The sequence below is a fragment of the Halomicrobium urmianum genome (assembly GCF_020217425.1).
Classification (GTDB): domain Archaea; phylum Halobacteriota; class Halobacteria; order Halobacteriales; family Haloarculaceae; genus Halomicrobium; species Halomicrobium urmianum.
Window position 1 is genome coordinate 211668 of sequence record NZ_CP084091.1, and the last position, 18226, is coordinate 229893.

Here is an 18226-nt window from a genome sequence, read left to right on the forward strand (position 1 = left end):
AAACCTTGTCCTTTATGTTATCATCCGGTGTTCTACCAAGCTGTCTCCAGTCATCATTACAGCAGAGAACAATTGCAAGGAGGTGTGTGTCGTCAGCGGGTCTTGTCACTCGATATCACTCATCAGATTAGAGTTACCTGTCACCGATTAACCAACAGCTCGACGAAAGAGGCACAATCCGTTGGTTAAGCTGTAGAGTCTTCTTTCGTACTATTCTTCCGGATGAACTGTTTCTGGCTCTCGGTAAACCCGGTCGAACTCTGCAAGAGACGAAACCTGTTCCTGAACCTCAGCGGTGTCCAAGTCCAGTTTCGTGGCCAGTTCGTTGATGGTCTTCGGTTTATCGAGTATCTGGAGGACCTCAAGCCCGTGATAGTAAATGGATACGGCGGTTCGGTGTCCCGCGTCATCAGAAGGGGCTCAGTGGGGTAACCATTCGTCATTACCGCCAGGTATCTATTTTCACTACTCAATAATTAGCCTTCCTGTGTCGAGTTCAGTTGGGTAGTCACTGAGAAGGGAACTGGAGAACGATTGCTCACTAACATTCTGGGCCTGCCTAGAGTTGTTTCAGGTGTTCTGATTGGAATATCGGGGAAGCCGTTACCTTGTTTCACTTTCCACTGGCTCCGAACGCTTTTCTCCGTCGGCGACGGACACTCAATCGGTTACTGGCGGTGATTACCCGCTAAATGCTCGAACAAAACCTTACTGTCAAGAAAGCGTATACGACTGATACAGGTCGAGGTATCGCCCGGATGGGCCCGGGACTCCTCGAGTATCTCGACATCGACCCGGGAGATCCTGTAACGATCGAGGGAGATCGGATGACGGCAGCGACGGTTTGGCGAACGGACCAAGAGGATTGGGACCAGTCGAGTATCTTTCTCGACTCGTACCTTCGTGCCAACGCCGGCGTCGACCTCGGCGGTACTGTTACCGTCAGAAAGGCGGAGACACGAGACGCCCAACGAGCCGTCCTGGCACCGATGGAGGAGCCCAACAACCAGCTAACGCACTCTGTTGTCTCAGCCCTTCGACAGGGGCTTATTCAACGACCTGTTCGAGAAGGGGACCGCGTCCCAGTGCCAATTTCGAACCTCGACTGGTCGATAGGATCCACAGACGATATCGCAGTGTTCGTGGCGACGGCCGTCGAACCGGACGGTATCACGAGGATCGGACCGGAGACGCAACTCGAGTTCGTCGAAGAGCCTCATTCGGTAGAGGGCTCCGCAGACGACGGCCCATCGTACGAAACGATCGGTGGCCTCGACGACCAGCTCGACCGGGTCCGCGAGATGATCGAACTACCGCTCGACCACCCTTCCGTGTTCGAGCAGCTCGGGATCGAGCCGCCGAAGGGTGTTATCTTCTATGGACCGCCCGGAACGGGGAAAACGTTCGTCGCGAAGGCCGTCGCCAGCGAGGTCGACGCCGAGTTCCTGTCTATCGCTGGTCCGGAGATCGTCTCGAAGTACTACGGCGAGTCGGAGGAGGCACTACGAGAGACATTCGAGGAAGCGACGGAGAAGGCGCCTGCAATCGTCTTCATCGACGAACTCGACTCGATCGCTCCGAAGCGCGACGAGACTGACGGTGAACTCGAACAGCGAGTCGTGGCGCAGCTCCTGACGCTCCTCGACGGCCTCGAAGAGCGGAACGAAGTCGTCGTCATCGGTGCGACGAACCAGGTCGACGCAGTCGATCCGGCGTTGCGTCGCCCGGGTCGCTTCGACCGTGAGGTCGAGTTCGGCGTCCCCGACGACGGCGAACGTGCCGAGATACTTGGAATCCATACCCGCGATATGCCGCTCGACGAAACCGTCGACGTCGAACAAATCGCGGATCACGCCGAGGGGTTTGTCGGTGCAGACCTGGAGGCGGTCGCAACGGAAGCCGCGATGCACTCGCTCCGGCGGAACCTCCCGGAGATGGACCTCGACAGCGACGAACTCCCCGAGTCGTTCGTCGACGGACTCAAAGTCACGCGAGACGACTTCGAGGACGTCGTCGACGAGGTCGAACCGTCGGCGCTACGCGAGTTGAACGCCGAGGTTCCCGAAGTTCACTGGCAGGACGTCGGCGGTCTCGACGACGCGAAGCAGGAGCTCCGAGAGAGCATCGTCTGGCCGGTCCAGTCGCCGGAGAAGTTCGATCGACTCGGTATCGAGCCGCCGTCCGGCGTTCTCCTCTACGGACCGCCCGGAACGGGGAAGACGCTGCTGGCGAAGGCCGTCGCGACGGAGTCGAACACGAACTTCGTTCCCGTGAACGGCCCGGAGGTGCTCTCGAAGTGGGTGGGGGAGTCAGAAGAGGCTATCCGGGAGCTATTCGAGCAGGCACGTGAGACTGCGCCCACCGTTCTCTTCTTCGACGAGCTGGAGAGCCTGGCAGGAAGCCGCTCCGGAGCCGCTGCGGGCGAAGGTACCGAGCGAGTAGTCAATCAGCTGCTGACCGAACTGGACGGGCTTCAGACGCTGGAAGACGTCGTCGTCATCGGCGCGACGAATCGGCCCGACATCCTCGATCCGGCAGTGCTTCGTGCTGGCCGATTCGATCGACTCGTCCACGTCGGTCCGCCGGACTTCGACGCCCGGGAGCAGATCCTCCGCGTTCACACTGACGGGATGCCGCTGGCCCCGGACGTGAGTCTCCGGGATGTGGCCGCCGCGACGGACGGATACGTCGGAAGCGACATCGAGGCGCTGGCCCGTGAAGCGGCGATCGAGGCGTTACGCGAGCGCAAGTCGGACCCAGTGGTCACCATGCGTCACTTCGAGGCCGCTATGGACGACATCAGTCCGACCATGACACCGGCGCTGGAATCACACTACGAGCGGATCCGCGACGAGTTCGAGCGCGACGGAGCGATGAAGGACGAGAGCCATCGGTCGCGGGAATTCCGGTGATACCCGCCGAATTCTCGGGGGATGACGATCGAGCGTGCGTCGTGACGGGGTTGCGATAGCCCGCGAGCGGTTAGAGTTACTTGAGCGTGTAGCCACAGGCAGGACAGTTGCGCTCCGTGTCTTCGACGTCCAGCTCGGATTCGTTACCGGTCCAGCCGCAGTCAGGGCACTGCGAGATGTCGAAAGCCATTCCCCACGAACGTACGCTTTCCAGACATATCCTCCTTTGCTAACTACTATGATAGGAACGAGGAGTGATCTCGCAAGTACCGTAGAACGGGGCGACGTGTCAACGCAATCGCTTTCCTCGCGCTGGCCGTACGAAGTCCCGTGACGTTCAACAATGCCATCTACGACCGTGTGGTCTTCGTTGGGGGGAAGGCGTCGGGCATCGACTGCCCGGAGTGCGACTACGAGACGCGCGAAGCGGACATGGAGTCGCACTCGCTGTCACCGGTGATCTGCCCGAACTACGGTGCGCTCCTGGCTTCCTCACGGCGGGTCAGCGCCTTGTCGCCGCTCGGACGGCACCGATATGCTGCACTGACGTTGCCGCGCTCGTCCCGATCGGGGTCGTCGTACAGTCCGACGAACCTCTCGACTTCGACGCCGAGTCCGACCTCCTCGCTGGCCTCGCGGACCCAGGCCGCTCTCGCTGTCTCCGTTCGTTCGACGTAGCCGCCCGGGAGGACCCACTGCCCCTCACAGGGAGGATGATCCCGTTCGAGCAGGACGACCTCGCCGTCGACGATGATCACGGCGTCAGCAGTGAGTGATCGACCTTCGGGCATGTGTGGCCAGTCGAGTCCCCTCCACATAGATCCGGCTCCTGATACACTGACCTGATTCGAGCGGCGCAGCGATTCACTGGTCGGCTGCCCGAACGGCCGGCAATCGTATCGAAATGGCAATTCATTTCTCTCGGCCGCAAGAGACCGACCCATGGAGGTTACTGATGTTGAGACGTACGTGGTCGATGCCGACTGGCGCAACTGGTTCTTCGTCCGGGTGAAGACCGACGAGGGCATTACCGGCGTCGGCGAGGCGCTCAGCGGCGAGGGACTGACCGCCGCGCTCGAGGCGACCGCCGAGGCCCACAAGCACTACGTCATCGGTGAAGACCCGCTCAACCGCAAGAAGATCAACCGCCGACTGACCCGGTATCCGTTCGCCTGGCGCGCCGGCAAGCTCATCAACGCCGTCGCAGCCGCCGTCGACATCGCGCTGTGGGACATCGCCGGCAAGTACCATGACGAGCCCGTCTGGAAGCTGCTGGGCGGCAAGGTCCACGACGAGATCCCCGTCTACGCCAATGGCTGGCACATCGGCGAGCGGACGCCCGAGAACTACGCTCACCACGCCGAGAAGGCCGTCGAAGAGCAGGAGTACCCGGCGCTGAAGTGCGACCCCTTCGCCCACTACGAGCACTCGCTGACCGACGACCAGATCCAGGAGGTCGCCGACCTGCTGGAGGCCGTCCGCGATGCCGTCGGCTGGGACGTCGGTATCGCGCTGGACTGCCACGGCCGGTTCACCCGCCGCGGCGCCATCGAGGTCGCGAACGCCCTCGAAGAGTACGACATCATGTTCCTCGAGGAGCCGGTCGAGCTCGAGGACCGCGAGGTCATGGCCGAGGTTACTCGACAGGTGGACATGCCCGTCGCGACGGGCGAACGCATCTACAACAACGAGACGATGGCCGACGTCATCCGCGAGCAGGCCTGCGACATCATCCAGCCCGACGTCACTAACTACGGCAGCCTCGCCGAGGTCCAGCACGCGGCGGCGATGGCCAAGAACCGCTACATGACGATTGCGCCGCACAACCCCAACGCCGGCGTCTCGACGGCCGCGTCGCTGCACCTCTGTGCCGGCCTCGAGAACCTCGAGGTCCTCGAGCACATGAGCCGCGACGTGCCGTGGGGCGACGAGATCGTCGAGACGAGCTGGGAGGTCTCCGACGGCGCCATCGAGGTGCCCGACGAGCCCGGTCTCGGCGTCGAGTTCGATCCCGACGCCGCCCGCGACCACCCCGGCGAGCCCAAGGACAGCCACAGCCTCTTCGACGAGGAAGGCGCACTCAAGCGGCCCTGAAACCCTCCCTCTAATCTTACCGCTGTTCGTTCGACACACTCCGATCAGGTCGCCGGATCGGCCTGGATGCGCTACGATCCAGTCAGTGGCATCTTTCTACCTTGCAAACTGTTTAGTCACCGCCAAAGCGATCGACTCACATGGCGAAACGACAGGCTGAGGCGGCAGGACCGCTCGACGCGTTTCGTCAATTCTTCGCCCTGCAGCGAGACGTGTTAGTGCTCTCGCTGGCGATGTTCGCATTCAGTCTGGGATTCCAGATGACCAGCCGGTACCTGCCCGAATACATCGTCGCCCTCGGTGCGTCTGGATTCGTCGTCGGCCTGTTCGGGACGGTTGGAAACATTATCTCGGCAGTGTATCCGTACCCCGGCGGAGCGGTGTCTGACCGCATCGGCTCGCGATACGCGCTCACGATCTTTGGACTGCTATCGACCGCTGGCTTTGGATTCTGGCTGCTCGCACCCATGATCGGGACGGTAGAACTCGCGGGTGTTGTTATCCAGCCGTGGATCTGGATCTTTGTCGGGCTCTTTCTGGCACAGGCATGGAAGTCGTTCGGGCTGGGGGCGACGTTTGCGGTCGTCAAGCAGGCGACCGATCCCTCACGGCTGGCGGCGGGCTTCGCCAGCACCGAGACGTTCCGGCGCACTGCGTTCCTGATCGGCCCGGTGCTGGCGGCTGTCCTCATCGGCTTCCACCCTGAGTTTACCGTCAGCTTCCAGTACGTTCTCGGGGTCGCGGTCGTCTTCGGGGCCGTCGGTACCATCGTCCAGCACATCCTCTATGATGCCAGCGAGGACACTATCGGGGACTCTTTCGCTGGCCTCGACCAGATTCTGCGGGATCTCCGGGACATGCCCGAAGAACTCCGTCCGCTGCTCGTCGGCGATACGCTCGTTCGGTTCGCCAACGGCATGGTCTACGTGTTCTTTGTACTCGTGGTTACTCGCTTCCTCGGCGTCGGTCTGGAGACGACTGTGGGTGCCGGCGGATTCACCTATCCGCTCGACCTCTCGCCGGAGGCCTTTTTCGGCTATCTGCTCGGCGTCGAGATGTTGGTCGCGCTACTCGTAATGGCTCCCGCTGCGAAGGCCGCTGAGTCCGTTGGCCTCAAGCCCGTCGTTGCACTCGGATTTGCTGTCTACGCCATTTTCCCAATCGTGCTCATCAATACCCCGGAGAGTGCACTTGCTTTGATCCTCGTGTTTGCGTTCTCTGGGCTCCGCTTCGCGGGCCTTCCCTCGCACAAGGCACTGATCGTCGGCCCCGCCGAGCAGGATACCAGTGGACGTGTCACGGGCACATACTACCTACTCCGGAACACGGTGGTCATCCCAAGCGCGGCAGTCGGCGGCTATCTCTGGGACTTCGTCAGTCCCGAGATCGCCTTCACGGTCGCCTCTGTCATTGGTCTCGTCGGTACCGGCTACTTCTTGTTCTTCGGCAAGGAGTTCGACGCGTACCGCTAACCCACTTCGAATCGGGCTACAAGATACGCAGCCCTACTGACTTGGTGTTTCACCGAACCGGTCCCCCGGTAGAATACGAATTTCCAGATCTGCACCGAGAAGCGGACTCCCTGTAGAATGATCAATGTAGTAGATAGAGACAGTAGTTCTGTCAGCTGTGTCGCCTGTCAGGGTGCATCGCTGAACTCGTCGAATAGAGCAGTCACACGCTGTTCGATTTCAGTACGAATCTCACGCACTTGGTCGAGATCCTCTCCATCAGGATCATCCAGAGCCCAGTCGCGGATATCTACATCTTCTCCAACCTCGCCAACGTCAAGGGTCGAACAGCCCATCGTGGCAACGTAGTCGCAGGACTGCAACTCCTCCAAGGAGATCTCTCGCGGTGTTCGATCGGAGAGGTTGAACCCGACTTCGTCCATTACCTCGATGACTTCATCGTGGACGTGGTCGGCTGGATGGGTCCCGCCGGTCAGAATCTCGACCTCGTCGCCGAGTCCCCGGCGATCCCGCTCGCGCTCGGCGAATGCGGTGGACATCTGGGAACGTCCGGCGTTCTGGACACACATGAAAGCGATGCGAATCGGGTCGGTTGCGTCAGTATCGGTGGACATGGTTTGACTTAGTCGTCAGTCGTCGTTTCGCGTGCGGTCACGTCAGGACTCGCTGCTCCGTCGCTGCCCCAGTCGAATCGCTGCTGGAAGTACAGTGCTACGTTGACCAGCGCCAGGAGGACGGGCACTTCTATGAGCGGACCCACGACGGTGGCGAACGCGACGCCAGAGCCGACGCCGAACACCGCGACCGCCACGGCGATGGCCAGCTCGAAGTTGTTCGACGCCGCGGTGAAGCCGATGGCGGTCGTCGTCGAGTAGTCCGCGCCGATCCCCCGGCCCATCCCGAAGCTCACCAGGAACATCACAACGAAGTAGATCGTCAGCGGGACGGCGATCAGCAGGACGTCGGCCGGCGACGCGACGATGGTCTCGCCCTGGGTGGCGAACATCACGATCACCGTGAACAGCAGCGCGACCAGCGTCAGTGGATCGATCTTCGGGACGAACGCCTCCTCGTACCAGTCTTCACCCTTGACGCGCGTCCCGACGTACCGGGTCAGGAAGCCGCCCGCGAAGGGGATGCCGAGGAAGATGACGATGGCCTCGAACACCTGCGTCGGAGTGACATCGAACGTCGTGATACCCGCGACGAGCGACTCCATCCCCAGCAGCGGCGGCAGGAACAGTGCGAAGAACCAGACGTACACCCCGTAGGTGACGATCTGGAAGAGGCTGTTGAACGCCACGAGGCCGGTCACGTACTCCGTCGACCCCTCCGCCAGTTCGTTCCAGACCAGCACCATCGCGATGCACCGCGCCATCCCGATGAACACCAGCCCGAGGAAGTACTCGGGGCGCGCCGGCAGGCCGGGCACGAGCCCGCTGAAGAACACGACCGCCAGCCCGAACATCAGCGTCGGACCGATCAGCCAGTTCTGGACGAGGCTCAGTCCGAGCACTCGCCAGTTGCTGAATACCGTTGGCAGCCGGGAGTAGTCGGCCTTCGCCAGCGGCGGGTACATCATCAGGATCAGGCCAATCTCCACGAGGTGCAGGTTCTGAATCGGCTGCGTTACCGACGGGGCAACGAAGCCGAGGCCGACTCCGACTGCCATCGCAGCGAAGATCCAGACAGTGAGATACTTGTCCAAGAAATCCATCGACCGCGGATCGCCACAGCTGTCACAGTCACAGTTCGGGCCGTGTTCGTGCGCGACGTTACTCATCGGTGGGCTCCCTCTGATCGACTGTCTCGAAGAGCGTCTCGGCGAGAGCAGTAGCCTCGTAATATCGCCAGTTACCGTCCTTTCGGCGAGCGACGAGCCCCGCGTCGACGAGATCTGACAGCGCGTGACTGACGGCACTCTCACTGACGTCCACGAGCGGTTCGAGTTCACAGACGCACAGTTCCTCGTCTGTCACAGCGAGTACCCGAGCGAGGCGATAGCGCGTCTCGTTGCCGAGGACTGCAAAGACGGGACGGGTACTGTCGTCGTTGAAAGCCGTCTCTGCCAATGTGCGGAGTTCGTCCAGTCGTTGCTCGACGTCCTCCTCACAGCAGTTGTCGAGTTCGTCAGCGAGCAACCGACGAATTCGGGTAGACGATCCTGCCATCACGGCCTGATTGAAAACGGATTCAGATAGAACTTCCTATTTGAATCCGTGTTCAGATATAGTTCGGTCGGAGCCATTGTACCAGTCCACGACGGATCGGAAGTTAACACATATATCCGACAGCTGTGTGATCGTACTTTATATGCAATTCTGTGACGAGTGTGGTTCGATGATGCACACGGAGGGCGACACGTGGGTGTGTCGCTCCTGTGAGAACGAGGAGCCGCGGGACTCGCAAGCAGAAGCGGCGATGACGACCCAGGATGGACAGCGTGACGACGGGGCACCCCCGGTGGCCGACGCGACCCAGGACTCCGCCGAGACGATGCAGGAGCCCTGTCCGGCAGACGACTGCGACAGCGATCGGGCCCACTACGAGATGATACCGAAGCCGGGCGGCTCCTACGAGGTCCGGTTGTTCACCTGCGTCGAATGCGGCCACAAGTGGCGCGAATCCTGACGGCGTATCTCGTAAACCCCGCCGCTTACACAGGCATAGACCGCCACATGAGGCTCAGAGAGAGCAGGCCGGAAGCCACTGCCCGCGGTAGCCGGTATTTCTACTCAGGGAAGTCGCATCGTCGTCGGGCTTTGCCCGACTGCCTGAGGGATCTTCGATGCCTCTCCGTTCATGGCGTGGAGGATGTCACACAGGATCCACTGGATGTGGAAACGTATACACCGTTCCGGCCGTGACCGATAGATATGGAGTTTTCTGTCGTTCTTGGAGACCTCGCTGAACAGTCTGCGGACGCCCTCATCTACGATGCCAAGACGGATCTCGAGATGGAGAGAGATATCGCCAGAACGCTCAGCCGCGAGGCCGGCGAGGCTATCGTTGAGGACGTGGCGTCGGAGGGACCAGTGGAACTCGGCCAAGTAGTCGTCACGGACGCCTACGAGCTCGACGCTGACTACGTGATTCACGCTGCCGCGATTCCGAGCCACGGGCAGGGGGAGCCCTCGACAGCGAGTATCCGGGCAGCAACCAAGAATGCGCTGCGACGTGCCGATACGCTCGACTGCGACTCCTGTGCGATGTCAGTTCTCGGGGTAGATACCGCTACACAGGACTTCAGGGATGGTGCCCAGGACATCTGTGAGACGATCCGCGAGTACGACCCATCACGACTCGAACGATGTGACGTGGTAGTCTCGAGTGAATCACAGTACGAATACGTAGCACGAACGTCAGAATCTATTCGGTCCGCTTGAGATCACCACTGGTTCACTCGGCTGTCAACGGTGAGAGGCCCTCTAACCGGCAGACAATCCTCCCCCATTTGAGCCATCGGTGCGAAGCCGAAAGCGTCCGCTTTTATCGCGGCCGCGGTGAATCCACGGTAATGGAAGCCGACGTCCGAGTCATCGGAGTGCCGATGGACCTCGGAGCCGACCGACGTGGCGTCGACATGGGACCCTCGGCGATACGGTACGCCGGGATTGCTGAAGAACTGGAAGGACTCGGCGTCTCGTGTACTGACGGCGGGGACGTGCCAGTGCCACGTCCCGAGCAGCGAGACGAGAGCAGCGGCCGGGACGGCCCCGACGCGAAGTACCTGCCCGAAATCGCCACGGTGTGCGAACGAGTTGCGGCCGACGTCTCCGACGCCGTGGCGGCGGGTGATGTACCACTCGTGCTGGGCGGGGACCACTCGATCGCAATCGGGACCGTCGGCGGCCTTTCACGGTCGGACTCTCTCGGGATCGTCTGGTTCGACGCTCACGGCGATTTCAACACGCCAGCTACGTCGCCCAGTGGAAACGTGCACGGAATGCCGCTGGCTGCAATCCTCGGGCAGGGCGAGTTCGCCGACGCCGACTGGGCCGAGGCGACGAACGTCTCGGAAGAGAACGTCGCCATAGTGGGGCTCAGGAGCGTCGACGACGCGGAGCGTGCGGCCATCCGGCAGAGCGACGTGACGGCGTACACGATGTCCGACATCGACGAGCGTGGCGTCACTGATGTCGTGTCGGACGCCATCGACGTCGCTACTGACGGTACGGACGGCGTCCACGTGAGTCTCGATCTGGACTGGCTCGATCCGACTGAGGCGCCCGGCGTGGGAACGCCCGAACGGGGTGGCGTCTCCTACCGGGAAGCCCACGCCTCGATGGAACTGCTCAACAGGAAGGTTACGGAGACGGGCGCTCTCAGCGGGCTGGAACTCGTGGAGGTCAATCCGATCCTCGACGAACACAACGAGACGGCTGAACTCGCCGTCGAACTCGCGGCGAGTGCGCTGGGAAAGCGGATTCTGTGACTCCAGTATCTGGGGGAACCGGCTGTTAGTCGTTGCTATGTTGTGATTTGGCAGTTGTAGCAAGTCTACTCCCCGCCCTTGGTGGCGGCGAAACCTATTTGCCGAAGAAGCGGAAACCTTTGAACGAATTCGGGCTCTGTCCCGTCATTTCTCCGTTCGCCCATCGGTTCGCCACCGCGACGGAGGCGTCCCTCGATGGCACTGCTCTGAGATGCGCCGTGCCGGATGCCGTTCGTCCTCGGTGGCCAGTGAGACGGCTGACGGGGCCGGGCACGTTCCTCCAAACCATGATACACGAAACAGACCTCCCCTGTGCGGACTGCGGGACTGATCTCGTCGAGCAAACAGTACCCCTCCGGGAACTGGGATTCTCGTCACCCGGAGCCGGAACGGTTACTATCGCAGTCTGTCCATCCTGCGGAGCCCGATATTATCCGCAAACGGCGATCGCGCAACTGTCAGAGACTGCAGCTGAGACACGGTCGCGAGGCGGGAGTTGAGTACCGATGGAGGGACCGTCTCGATCGTCGTCCGATTCTCAGGCCATCGATGTGGATTCGTTTCCGAGCGCACTATCGGGGGGATCGACCGTGCTCATCGCGGGAAGTGTCGAACCGGCGACGTACGCCGTCGGCCTCCGTGCGCTCTGCCACTCTGGGGACGCCGACGACACCGCCTTCGTCGTGACGACCACGGAGAGCGCCGACGAGACAGTGGCGACGTACGATACCGTCTGCGACCGATCTGAAGCGCCGTCGCTCGGCCTCGTGGATACCACCTCCGAGCAACGGAACGTCACGGCACTCTACGAGGAAGAGCCTGTCGTCTTCGTCAACGGGTCAAGCGACCTCGAACGGATCGTGATCGGTCTCTCCGATCTCTCGGGAACACGATCGCCGTCACACGGAGCGCGTCACCTCCTCGTTCGATCCCTGACCCCTGTTCTGGAAGCAGTATCTGTCGACGACGTGTCGACGGTCCTCAAGCGTATCAGCGGTCTCCGGACAGATGATGGCCTTACTCTCATCGGCGTCGACTACACGGCCCACAGCAAGGACACCATAGACGCGCTGGCTGAGCGGGTAGACGGTATACTCTGGACCAGCATGCCCTCCGAATCGACTGTCCAGTTCGAGTACGAACCGACGGCCGGGCGACACAGTCGGTCTCAGTTCGACGATTGACGCCAGCACAGCTCCGCCGGCCCTCACGAACGCGAATGGTTCTCTCGCTTTCGCCAACTCCCTTTAGGGAGTGAAGCACTGGTGGCAAGCACTACGATAGGACATCACCACTGGTAGAGTGCGCGCTTCCCGTGACGCACAGAGAGAACACCGTAGAAAACGAGAATACCGCTGAACGCAGCGAGAGCACCGGCGAAGAAAACCCAGTCCATACCGAACGCGGACATCAGGTAGCCGCCGAGGAGCGGTGCCAGGATCGCGCCGGGTCGCCAGACGAGTCCGCGAATCCCGAAACTGCTCGTGATACCACTCCCGGCGCCCTCGTCGGCGAACAGGGCCATACTGGCCGGCTCTCTGATACTGTCTGCAATGCCGAGCAGACCATTGAGTACGACAGCGATGAAGAACGCTGGCGGTAACGTACCGATCTGCGGTAGCGTCAGGCTGACATTGAGAATAGAACCAATCTCCGGGGCGAACGGAACGACCAGCGCAACGAGACCGTAACAGCCCCCGCCAACGAAGACGAACAGTGCGCGGCCGTATTCGTCTGAGAGACTTCCCGTGTACGGCTGAGCCAGCATATTAGTGAACTTCTCCGCGGCGACGACGGCACCGACCGCGAACGTACTCAGTGCGAGCCCGCCCTGGGCTGCAGACACGCCGACGAAGATCGGGACCCACTTCCGGACGAGCGTAACGGCGACAGCGTACTGCGCCCGGAAAGTCGTGATCGTGAGGATTCGGTCGTTGAGTGCGAGATCGAAGAAGGCGAATCCAGTGCTGGTCTCGTCGGTGGGGACGAACAACCACACAGCCACTGTCGCCATCACGTATAAGGCAACGAGAGTAGCCATCATCGGTCCGACGCCCAGAACGGTCGAAGCGATACCGACGCCGAGCGAGCCGGCAATCCCCGCAGCCATCCGCCAAGAATTGAGCTTCCCGATCTGATTTGCTCGTTCACCAGCTGACGCGAACTGACCGACGAGTGCCAGTACCACTAAACCGACCCCGACGATGCCGAGACCCTGTAGCGTCCGTGCGACGACGAAGGTCGCCGAGGTATCGACGAAGGCGAACATCGCGTAGGCGGCCGTGCTGAGAACCAACGATACGAGAAGAATCGTGCGTTTGTCGTAACGATCGGCCGCCCAACCGAGTGGAACAACGGCTACAGTTCGACCGACACTAAGCGCAGTAACGAACAGTCCGACGACCAGCCCAGTGGCGCCCAGCTCGTCAATGAAGTCCGGGAGCAGCGTCGTGAGCATCACGAATCCGAGACTCCCGACGAACCGCGTGAGATAGAGAACGTAGAACTGTCGCTGCTCCGTCATCTATCGCTATCGGTACCAGTTCTGGTTCGCTGGCGACCCATTCCTACTGACGACAATGTGGTAACCTGCGGCGGTTGCAAAACAGCAGATGGAACGAATTCAGCTCCCTTGGTTCTTCTCGATTACAATAGCAGTGATAATTGATACCACACCAATCTATTTACAGTCTATGTATCAGTGATTAGTCTGGTTCGAGTTTAGTGGGTTCGGACGTCGTCGGCTATCTCCTGGAGCGTCTGGTGCTCGCCGTCGGAATACGCGATGACACGAATGTCTTCTAGCGTCTCCGGTTCGTAGCGCCAGACGGTCTCACAGACGATTCGTGCCCCATGGTCAAAGGAGAAGCCGGCAGCTCCGGTCCCCAGGATCGGGATGACGACTGATTCACAGTCCAGGTCGTCAGCGGCTTCAAGGGCGTTCTCTGTGGCAGTACGGATACTCTCGGCCGACGCCCGACCGTTGCCGTAGTGGGGCATTGCGGCAGCGTGAATGACGTGGTCTGCGTCCAGTTGGTATGCATCCGTCACGGCGACCTCGCCGAGATCGATCGGCCCTTTTGAGATGGCCTCCTCGTTGATCGGGCCACCGGCTGCTCTCCGGAGTGCGCCAGCGACCCCACTCCCCATCTTGAGAGTCGTCCCTGCTGCGTTCACGAGGGCGTCTGCGGACTGTTCGGCGATATCGCCCTGAATAATTTCAAATTCCATATGGAACGATACGTTGGCCAAGAAGTAAAGCATCATACACTCTCGAATGTACGTCGTCCAAAGGACAACCGATTCCGTTCACTGTCTTGCCCTGCTTGTGGCCACCCGTGGATCGGCCTCCAATCGGGCTCGATTATTCTGACAAAACAGCCGAGAAAGATCCCCAACTCGTTGTACGGTGGACGACTATGATCGATAAGGACCACAGCGTAGTCGATTCTATCGAGACGTCAACGGTGTGATGCAGAAAGTTCCGCTAGGTATTTAAGACGACGGGGCAACTCCCATCTAACCGAAAGACGTGCTGTCCCCGGGCAGGAGCGAAATCGGGAGTACAGGTTTCCGCGATTCATCGCTTTCGTCGCAGCAACGTGGCTCCTGCTCTCCGTTTCTCGGCGGACTCGCGGCGGGTTCTGGGATCGCCCTGATCGGGTGATACATATGGAAATCGAGATTGCGACAATCGGCGGTTACGAAGAGGTTGGGCGGCAGATGACGGCAGTCCGTGCCGGGGATGACATCGTCATCTTCGACATGGGGCTGAACCTCTCGAAGGTACTGATCCACGACAATATCCGGACCGAGGGCATGCACTCACTGGATCTCATCGACATGGGTGCCATCCCGGACGACCGCGTCATGTCTGATCTCGAGGGCGATGTGAAGGCTATCGTGCCGACCCACGGTCACCTCGACCACATCGGCGCAATTCCCAAGCTGGCTCATCGATACGATGCACCCATCGTCGCCAGCCCCTTCACGCTCGCTCTGGTCGAGGGGGAGATCCACGACGAGAACAAGTTCCACGTCCAGAACGACCTCGTCGAGATGGAGGCCGGCGAGACGATGTCGATCGGCGAGCGTACCGAACTCGAGTTCGTCAACGTCACGCACTCGACGATTGATGCAGTCAACCCGGTCATCCACACGCCGGAAGGCGCCATCGTCTACGGCCTCGACAAGCGAATCGACCATACCCCCGTCATCGGTGACCCCATCGATATGAAGCGGTTCCGCGAGATCGGCCGCGAAGACGAGGGTGTCCTCTGTTATATCGAGGACTGCACCAACGCCAATAAGAAGGGCCGCACGCCGAGCGAGGCCGTCGCTCGCAGCCAGCTCCACGACGTCATGAAGAGTCTCGAGGACTACGACGGCGGCATCGTCGCCACGACGTTCGCCTCTCACATTGCTCGCGTCTCGTCCCTCATCGAGTTCGCAGAGGAGATCGGCCGCGAACCCGTCTTGCTCGGCCGGTCGATGGAGCAATACTCCGGGACGGCCGATCGGATCGGCGCGACGTCGCTTCCGGACGATATCGGAATGTACGGCCATCGCAAATCCGTCGATCGTGCGTTCGAGCGGATCATGAACGAGGGCAAAGACGAATATCTTCCCATCGTGACTGGCCATCAGGGCGAGCCACGCGCGATGCTCACCCGGATGGGTCGCGGTGAGACGACGTTCGAACTCGACGACGGCGACAAGGTTCTCTTCTCGGCAGGAATCATTCCAGAACCAACCAACGAGGGTCAGCGCTATCAGGCTGAATCGCTCCTGAAAATGCAGGGCGCCCGTATCTACGACGATATCCACGTCTCTGGCCACCTCCGGCAGGAGGGCCACTACGAGATGCTCGACGCCCTCCAGCCCCAGCACGTCATTCCAGCTCACCAGGACATAGGCGGCTTCTCCGGATACGTCGACCTCGCCGGCAACCAGGGTTACAAGCTTGGCCGGGACCTCCACGTCACGTCGAACGGCAATATCATCGAGCTGGTCTGACCGTATATAGGGGTGTAGCTACGCTCCCAATCTGTGGACAAGAGGTCGATCATCTTGAGATCAGGTCCGTAGTGGGTCAGAAATCGAACGTTCTGCAGGTAGGCTGCAGGCCCCGTTGTCGAGAAGTAGCAGGCAGCAGATCAGAATCAACCTACTCGGTCGCTTCGCTTCTTTGTGGTTTACTTCAATTCCTCGTTTCACCTGTAGCCAATGCTAGACTCGTTACTTCGCCCCTGCTGTGGCAGCAACAAGCTGATAGCGGGAGGTAGATTTGAAAGCTGATAGCGGGAGGTAGATTTGAACTACCGATCTCCGGATCATGAGCCCAGCGGAATCTCCAGGCTATCCTATCCCGCTATCTTTCTGGTTTTGGATGAAGCCCTTAGTTATTCCGTTTCGGCTGCAGATCAGGATATCCTCAAAGAGAACCCTATTTACTATACCCTCATATCATGACAGAACAAGTTTACTATAGACGATATCGGTCAACTTTTGCCGATCGCGAGAAATGATTGACCCGTATGGGTTTTGGCAGCTACGACGAATCCGAGCAGCAGAATCAGGACGTTGGCGTTGACAACGACGATGAAGGGGTTTCCGTTCACGAAAACGACCACGAGGGAGAGATCACCTTCGAGGCAGACACGTCTACTGACGACCTGATCGACAAGCTGCAGGACATTCAGGACGGCGACGCCGAATAGCCGCACTCGATAGGGGTACTCGTAGCCCAGCGGTCGTCGGCGATGCAGTAATTTTTAGGACATCCAGAGTCAAGGATCAGATAGAATTCGTGTCGGCTGTTCGCGGGAGCACTACTCCGCCCGATGAGGCCGATAGGCTGAGGGCGTCTGTTCCTGGCCTCTCCTGGTCACGGAACAGAGCATAGACCCGAAACCAAGAGGCTCCTGAGGTCGTCAGGCTAGCCTCGTTCTGTTCTCGCATTCTGCCTTTGAGTCTCTGAGACGATCTGGGCCTGTTAAAAAACCAGTTACATCACTTCTCACAGCACTGGGATTCCGTTACTCCAGCCGGGATTTGAGCTGGGATCGGACATCGTGCAGTGCCTGCTCCGGGTCGTAGGCGCCGTTCGTAACCGAAACGAAACCGACATCGTCGTGCTCCTCTGGTACCCACACCTGGACGAAGCCCTGCGATCCGTCCACTGTATCGACCTTGGAGATCGACTTCTGCCATAGCTGGGCCGGCTCGCCGGCGTAGACCGGATGGACGTCGTCGGGAATGGCTTTCGTCGTTTGGTGGTGGAAGCCGGGATCGTCCTCAAGCACGCTCTGGACGTCCCCCTCAAGCTCGTGGCGCTCTGCCTCTGCCTCGATATCGTCGTAGAACCGGTTGATGATGTTCCTGGCGAACGTCTCGAGGTCTTTCGCCGGGACGACCCGGTCGACATCGGACAGAATCTCTTCCTCGCGCTGAAGCGGCGTCGCGTTGAGCCCGACGTTGACCACGTCATCGACCGGGTTCTGATAGAACGCGATATTCGCCGACGGTTTCGTACCGGGGAGATACGGATCGGGGACCTCGATGAACGTCGCAGCCTCGATTTCTTTGACGGTATCGTACTGCTTCGCGAAGAAGGCTTTGAGGAGCCGCATCTCCTGCTGATCGGGGGACCACATCAACAGTTGCTGAAGAACGTCCGAATCGGGATCGGAGTCGTAGTAGAAGAACTCGTGGCGATCGTATCCATCGAGAGCCAACCAGGCGAGGTAGTCAATCGGTCCGTCATCGACAAAGATAGCCTCCGTAACGTCGTGCGCAACCGCATCGGGGTATTCGTCTCGAAATAGAGCCGCAAGTCGATCGATGTCAGTGCCGGGATCAATTTCGTATTCGTCGGGGACACTACTCACCATATCCAAGCGGGAGTCGGACTGCAGTCCCCAAAAGCAACACGAAGACTGCCTTCAGACACAGTGACACTATTTTTCACTATCGCCCAATACTGCTCACCTGATGAGTCAGAAAAACGACCCTGAAGCAGCCGTCATTCAGGAAGCGATAGACACAATCGTCAGAGAACTCGGCTATCCATCATCGATCGACTTGCAGATCAAGTCAGAGAGCGGACCGAGAGAGACAACGATAGAGGCGCAAGAGAGCGGGCAAACACGTTCTTACGTGGTTCGGTTCGATGGTCGAGACGACCAAGAGCCTATTCTTGAAGCGACGTCAACTGAGAGTTGCAGATCGTGATAAGGGAGTTTCCCAGAGCCTCACAGAGAGCGGGGTCAGAGAATTGACTGACCTACTTAACCAACAACACTATGGGTCGA

At 60.0% G+C, this 18226-nt stretch carries 17 protein-coding genes and 1 tRNA gene; 10 read left to right on the plus strand and 8 right to left on the minus strand.

The window, feature by feature from the left end; all coding sequences use genetic code 11:
- The first annotated feature begins 692 nt into the window (after positions 1-692).
- The gene (locus LCY71_RS17895) at positions 693-2912 is read left to right on the plus strand and encodes a CDC48 family AAA ATPase (protein ID WP_225335938.1); all 2220 of its coding nucleotides are present in this window, start codon (positions 693-695) and stop codon (positions 2910-2912) included.
- Between the two features lie 470 nt (positions 2913-3382).
- Here LCY71_RS17895 and LCY71_RS17900 read toward each other — a convergent pair whose 3' ends face one another.
- On the minus strand, positions 3383-3703 hold the full coding sequence (locus LCY71_RS17900; protein WP_225335939.1) for an NUDIX hydrolase: 321 nt from the start codon (positions 3701-3703) through the stop codon (positions 3383-3385).
- A 151-nt stretch (positions 3704-3854) separates the two neighbouring features.
- Here LCY71_RS17900 and LCY71_RS17905 point away from each other — a divergent pair, with 151 nt between their 5' ends.
- Positions 3855-5006: a mandelate racemase/muconate lactonizing enzyme family protein gene (locus LCY71_RS17905; RefSeq protein WP_225335940.1), complete on the plus strand. Its 1152-nt coding sequence runs from the start codon at positions 3855-3857 to the stop codon at positions 5004-5006.
- Positions 5007-5146: 140 nt separating this feature from the next.
- Positions 5147-6478, plus strand: coding sequence for an MFS transporter (locus LCY71_RS17910; protein ID WP_225335941.1), 1332 nt, complete (start codon positions 5147-5149; stop codon positions 6476-6478).
- Between the two features lie 167 nt (positions 6479-6645).
- Here the strand turns inward: LCY71_RS17910 and LCY71_RS17915 are convergent, their stop codons facing one another.
- The 3 genes from LCY71_RS17915 to LCY71_RS17925 are packed head-to-tail and all read right to left on the minus strand — an operon-like array spanning position 6646 to position 8649.
- Positions 6646-7092, minus strand: coding sequence for a low molecular weight phosphatase family protein (locus LCY71_RS17915; RefSeq protein ID WP_225335942.1), 447 nt, complete (start codon positions 7090-7092; stop codon positions 6646-6648).
- Between the two features lie 8 nt (positions 7093-7100).
- Positions 7101-8261 (minus strand): ACR3 family arsenite efflux transporter, encoded by a 1161-nt coding sequence (gene arsB / locus LCY71_RS17920; RefSeq protein ID WP_225335943.1) that lies wholly within the window; start codon positions 8259-8261, stop codon positions 7101-7103.
- Entirely contained in the window at positions 8254-8649 is a 396-nt protein-coding gene (locus LCY71_RS17925; RefSeq protein ID WP_225335944.1) for an ArsR/SmtB family transcription factor, read from the minus strand. The genes arsB and LCY71_RS17925 overlap by 8 nt, the downstream gene beginning before the upstream one ends.
- Positions 8650-8791: 142 nt before the next feature.
- Between LCY71_RS17925 and LCY71_RS17930 the strand changes: the two genes are divergently transcribed.
- The 4 genes from LCY71_RS17930 to LCY71_RS17945 all read left to right on the plus strand — a co-directional run bounded on the left by LCY71_RS17930 (position 8792) and on the right by LCY71_RS17945 (position 12097).
- On the plus strand, positions 8792-9109 hold the full coding sequence (locus tag LCY71_RS17930; protein ID WP_225335945.1) for an RPA12/RPB9/RPC11 RNA polymerase family protein: 318 nt from the start codon (positions 8792-8794) through the stop codon (positions 9107-9109).
- Between the two features lie 245 nt (positions 9110-9354).
- Positions 9355-9864, plus strand: coding sequence for a macro domain-containing protein (locus tag LCY71_RS17935; protein WP_225335946.1), 510 nt, complete (start codon positions 9355-9357; stop codon positions 9862-9864).
- A gap of 131 nt (positions 9865-9995) precedes the next feature.
- Positions 9996-10913, plus strand: a complete 918-nt coding sequence (gene rocF, locus LCY71_RS17940; RefSeq protein ID WP_225335947.1) for an arginase — start codon at positions 9996-9998, stop codon at positions 10911-10913.
- Positions 10914-11419: 506 nt separating this feature from the next.
- Positions 11420-12097, plus strand: coding sequence for a DUF7504 family protein (locus LCY71_RS17945; protein ID WP_225335948.1), 678 nt, complete (start codon positions 11420-11422; stop codon positions 12095-12097).
- A gap of 104 nt (positions 12098-12201) precedes the next feature.
- Here the strand turns inward: LCY71_RS17945 and LCY71_RS17950 are convergent, their stop codons facing one another.
- A complete protein-coding gene (locus LCY71_RS17950; RefSeq protein WP_225335949.1) occupies positions 12202-13437 on the minus strand; it encodes an MFS transporter in 1236 nt (411 codons plus the stop codon).
- Between the two features lie 197 nt (positions 13438-13634).
- Positions 13635-14144 (minus strand): macro domain-containing protein, encoded by a 510-nt coding sequence (locus LCY71_RS17955; RefSeq protein ID WP_225336293.1) that lies wholly within the window; start codon positions 14142-14144, stop codon positions 13635-13637.
- Between the two features lie 441 nt (positions 14145-14585).
- On the opposite strand from LCY71_RS17955, the gene LCY71_RS17960 reads away from it, so the two are divergent.
- Entirely contained in the window at positions 14586-15929 is a 1344-nt protein-coding gene (locus LCY71_RS17960) for an RNase J family beta-CASP ribonuclease (protein WP_225335950.1), read from the plus strand.
- Positions 15930-16211: 282 nt separating this feature from the next.
- On the opposite strand, the gene LCY71_RS17965 is transcribed toward LCY71_RS17960, so the two are convergent.
- A tRNA-Met gene (locus tag LCY71_RS17965) sits at positions 16212-16286 on the minus strand.
- Between the two features lie 164 nt (positions 16287-16450).
- Between LCY71_RS17965 and LCY71_RS17970 the strand changes: the two genes are divergently transcribed.
- Positions 16451-16633 (plus strand): DUF5786 family protein, encoded by a 183-nt coding sequence (locus LCY71_RS17970; protein WP_225335951.1) that lies wholly within the window; start codon positions 16451-16453, stop codon positions 16631-16633.
- Between the two features lie 318 nt (positions 16634-16951).
- Here the strand turns inward: LCY71_RS17970 and LCY71_RS17975 are convergent, their stop codons facing one another.
- The gene (locus LCY71_RS17975; protein WP_225335952.1) at positions 16952-17806 is read right to left on the minus strand and encodes a hypothetical protein; all 855 of its coding nucleotides are present in this window, start codon (positions 17804-17806) and stop codon (positions 16952-16954) included.
- Positions 17807-17906: 100 nt separating this feature from the next.
- Here LCY71_RS17975 and LCY71_RS17980 point away from each other — a divergent pair, with 100 nt between their 5' ends.
- Positions 17907-18146, plus strand: a complete 240-nt coding sequence (locus LCY71_RS17980; protein WP_225335953.1) for a hypothetical protein — start codon at positions 17907-17909, stop codon at positions 18144-18146.
- Positions 18147-18226: the final 80 nt, after the last annotated feature.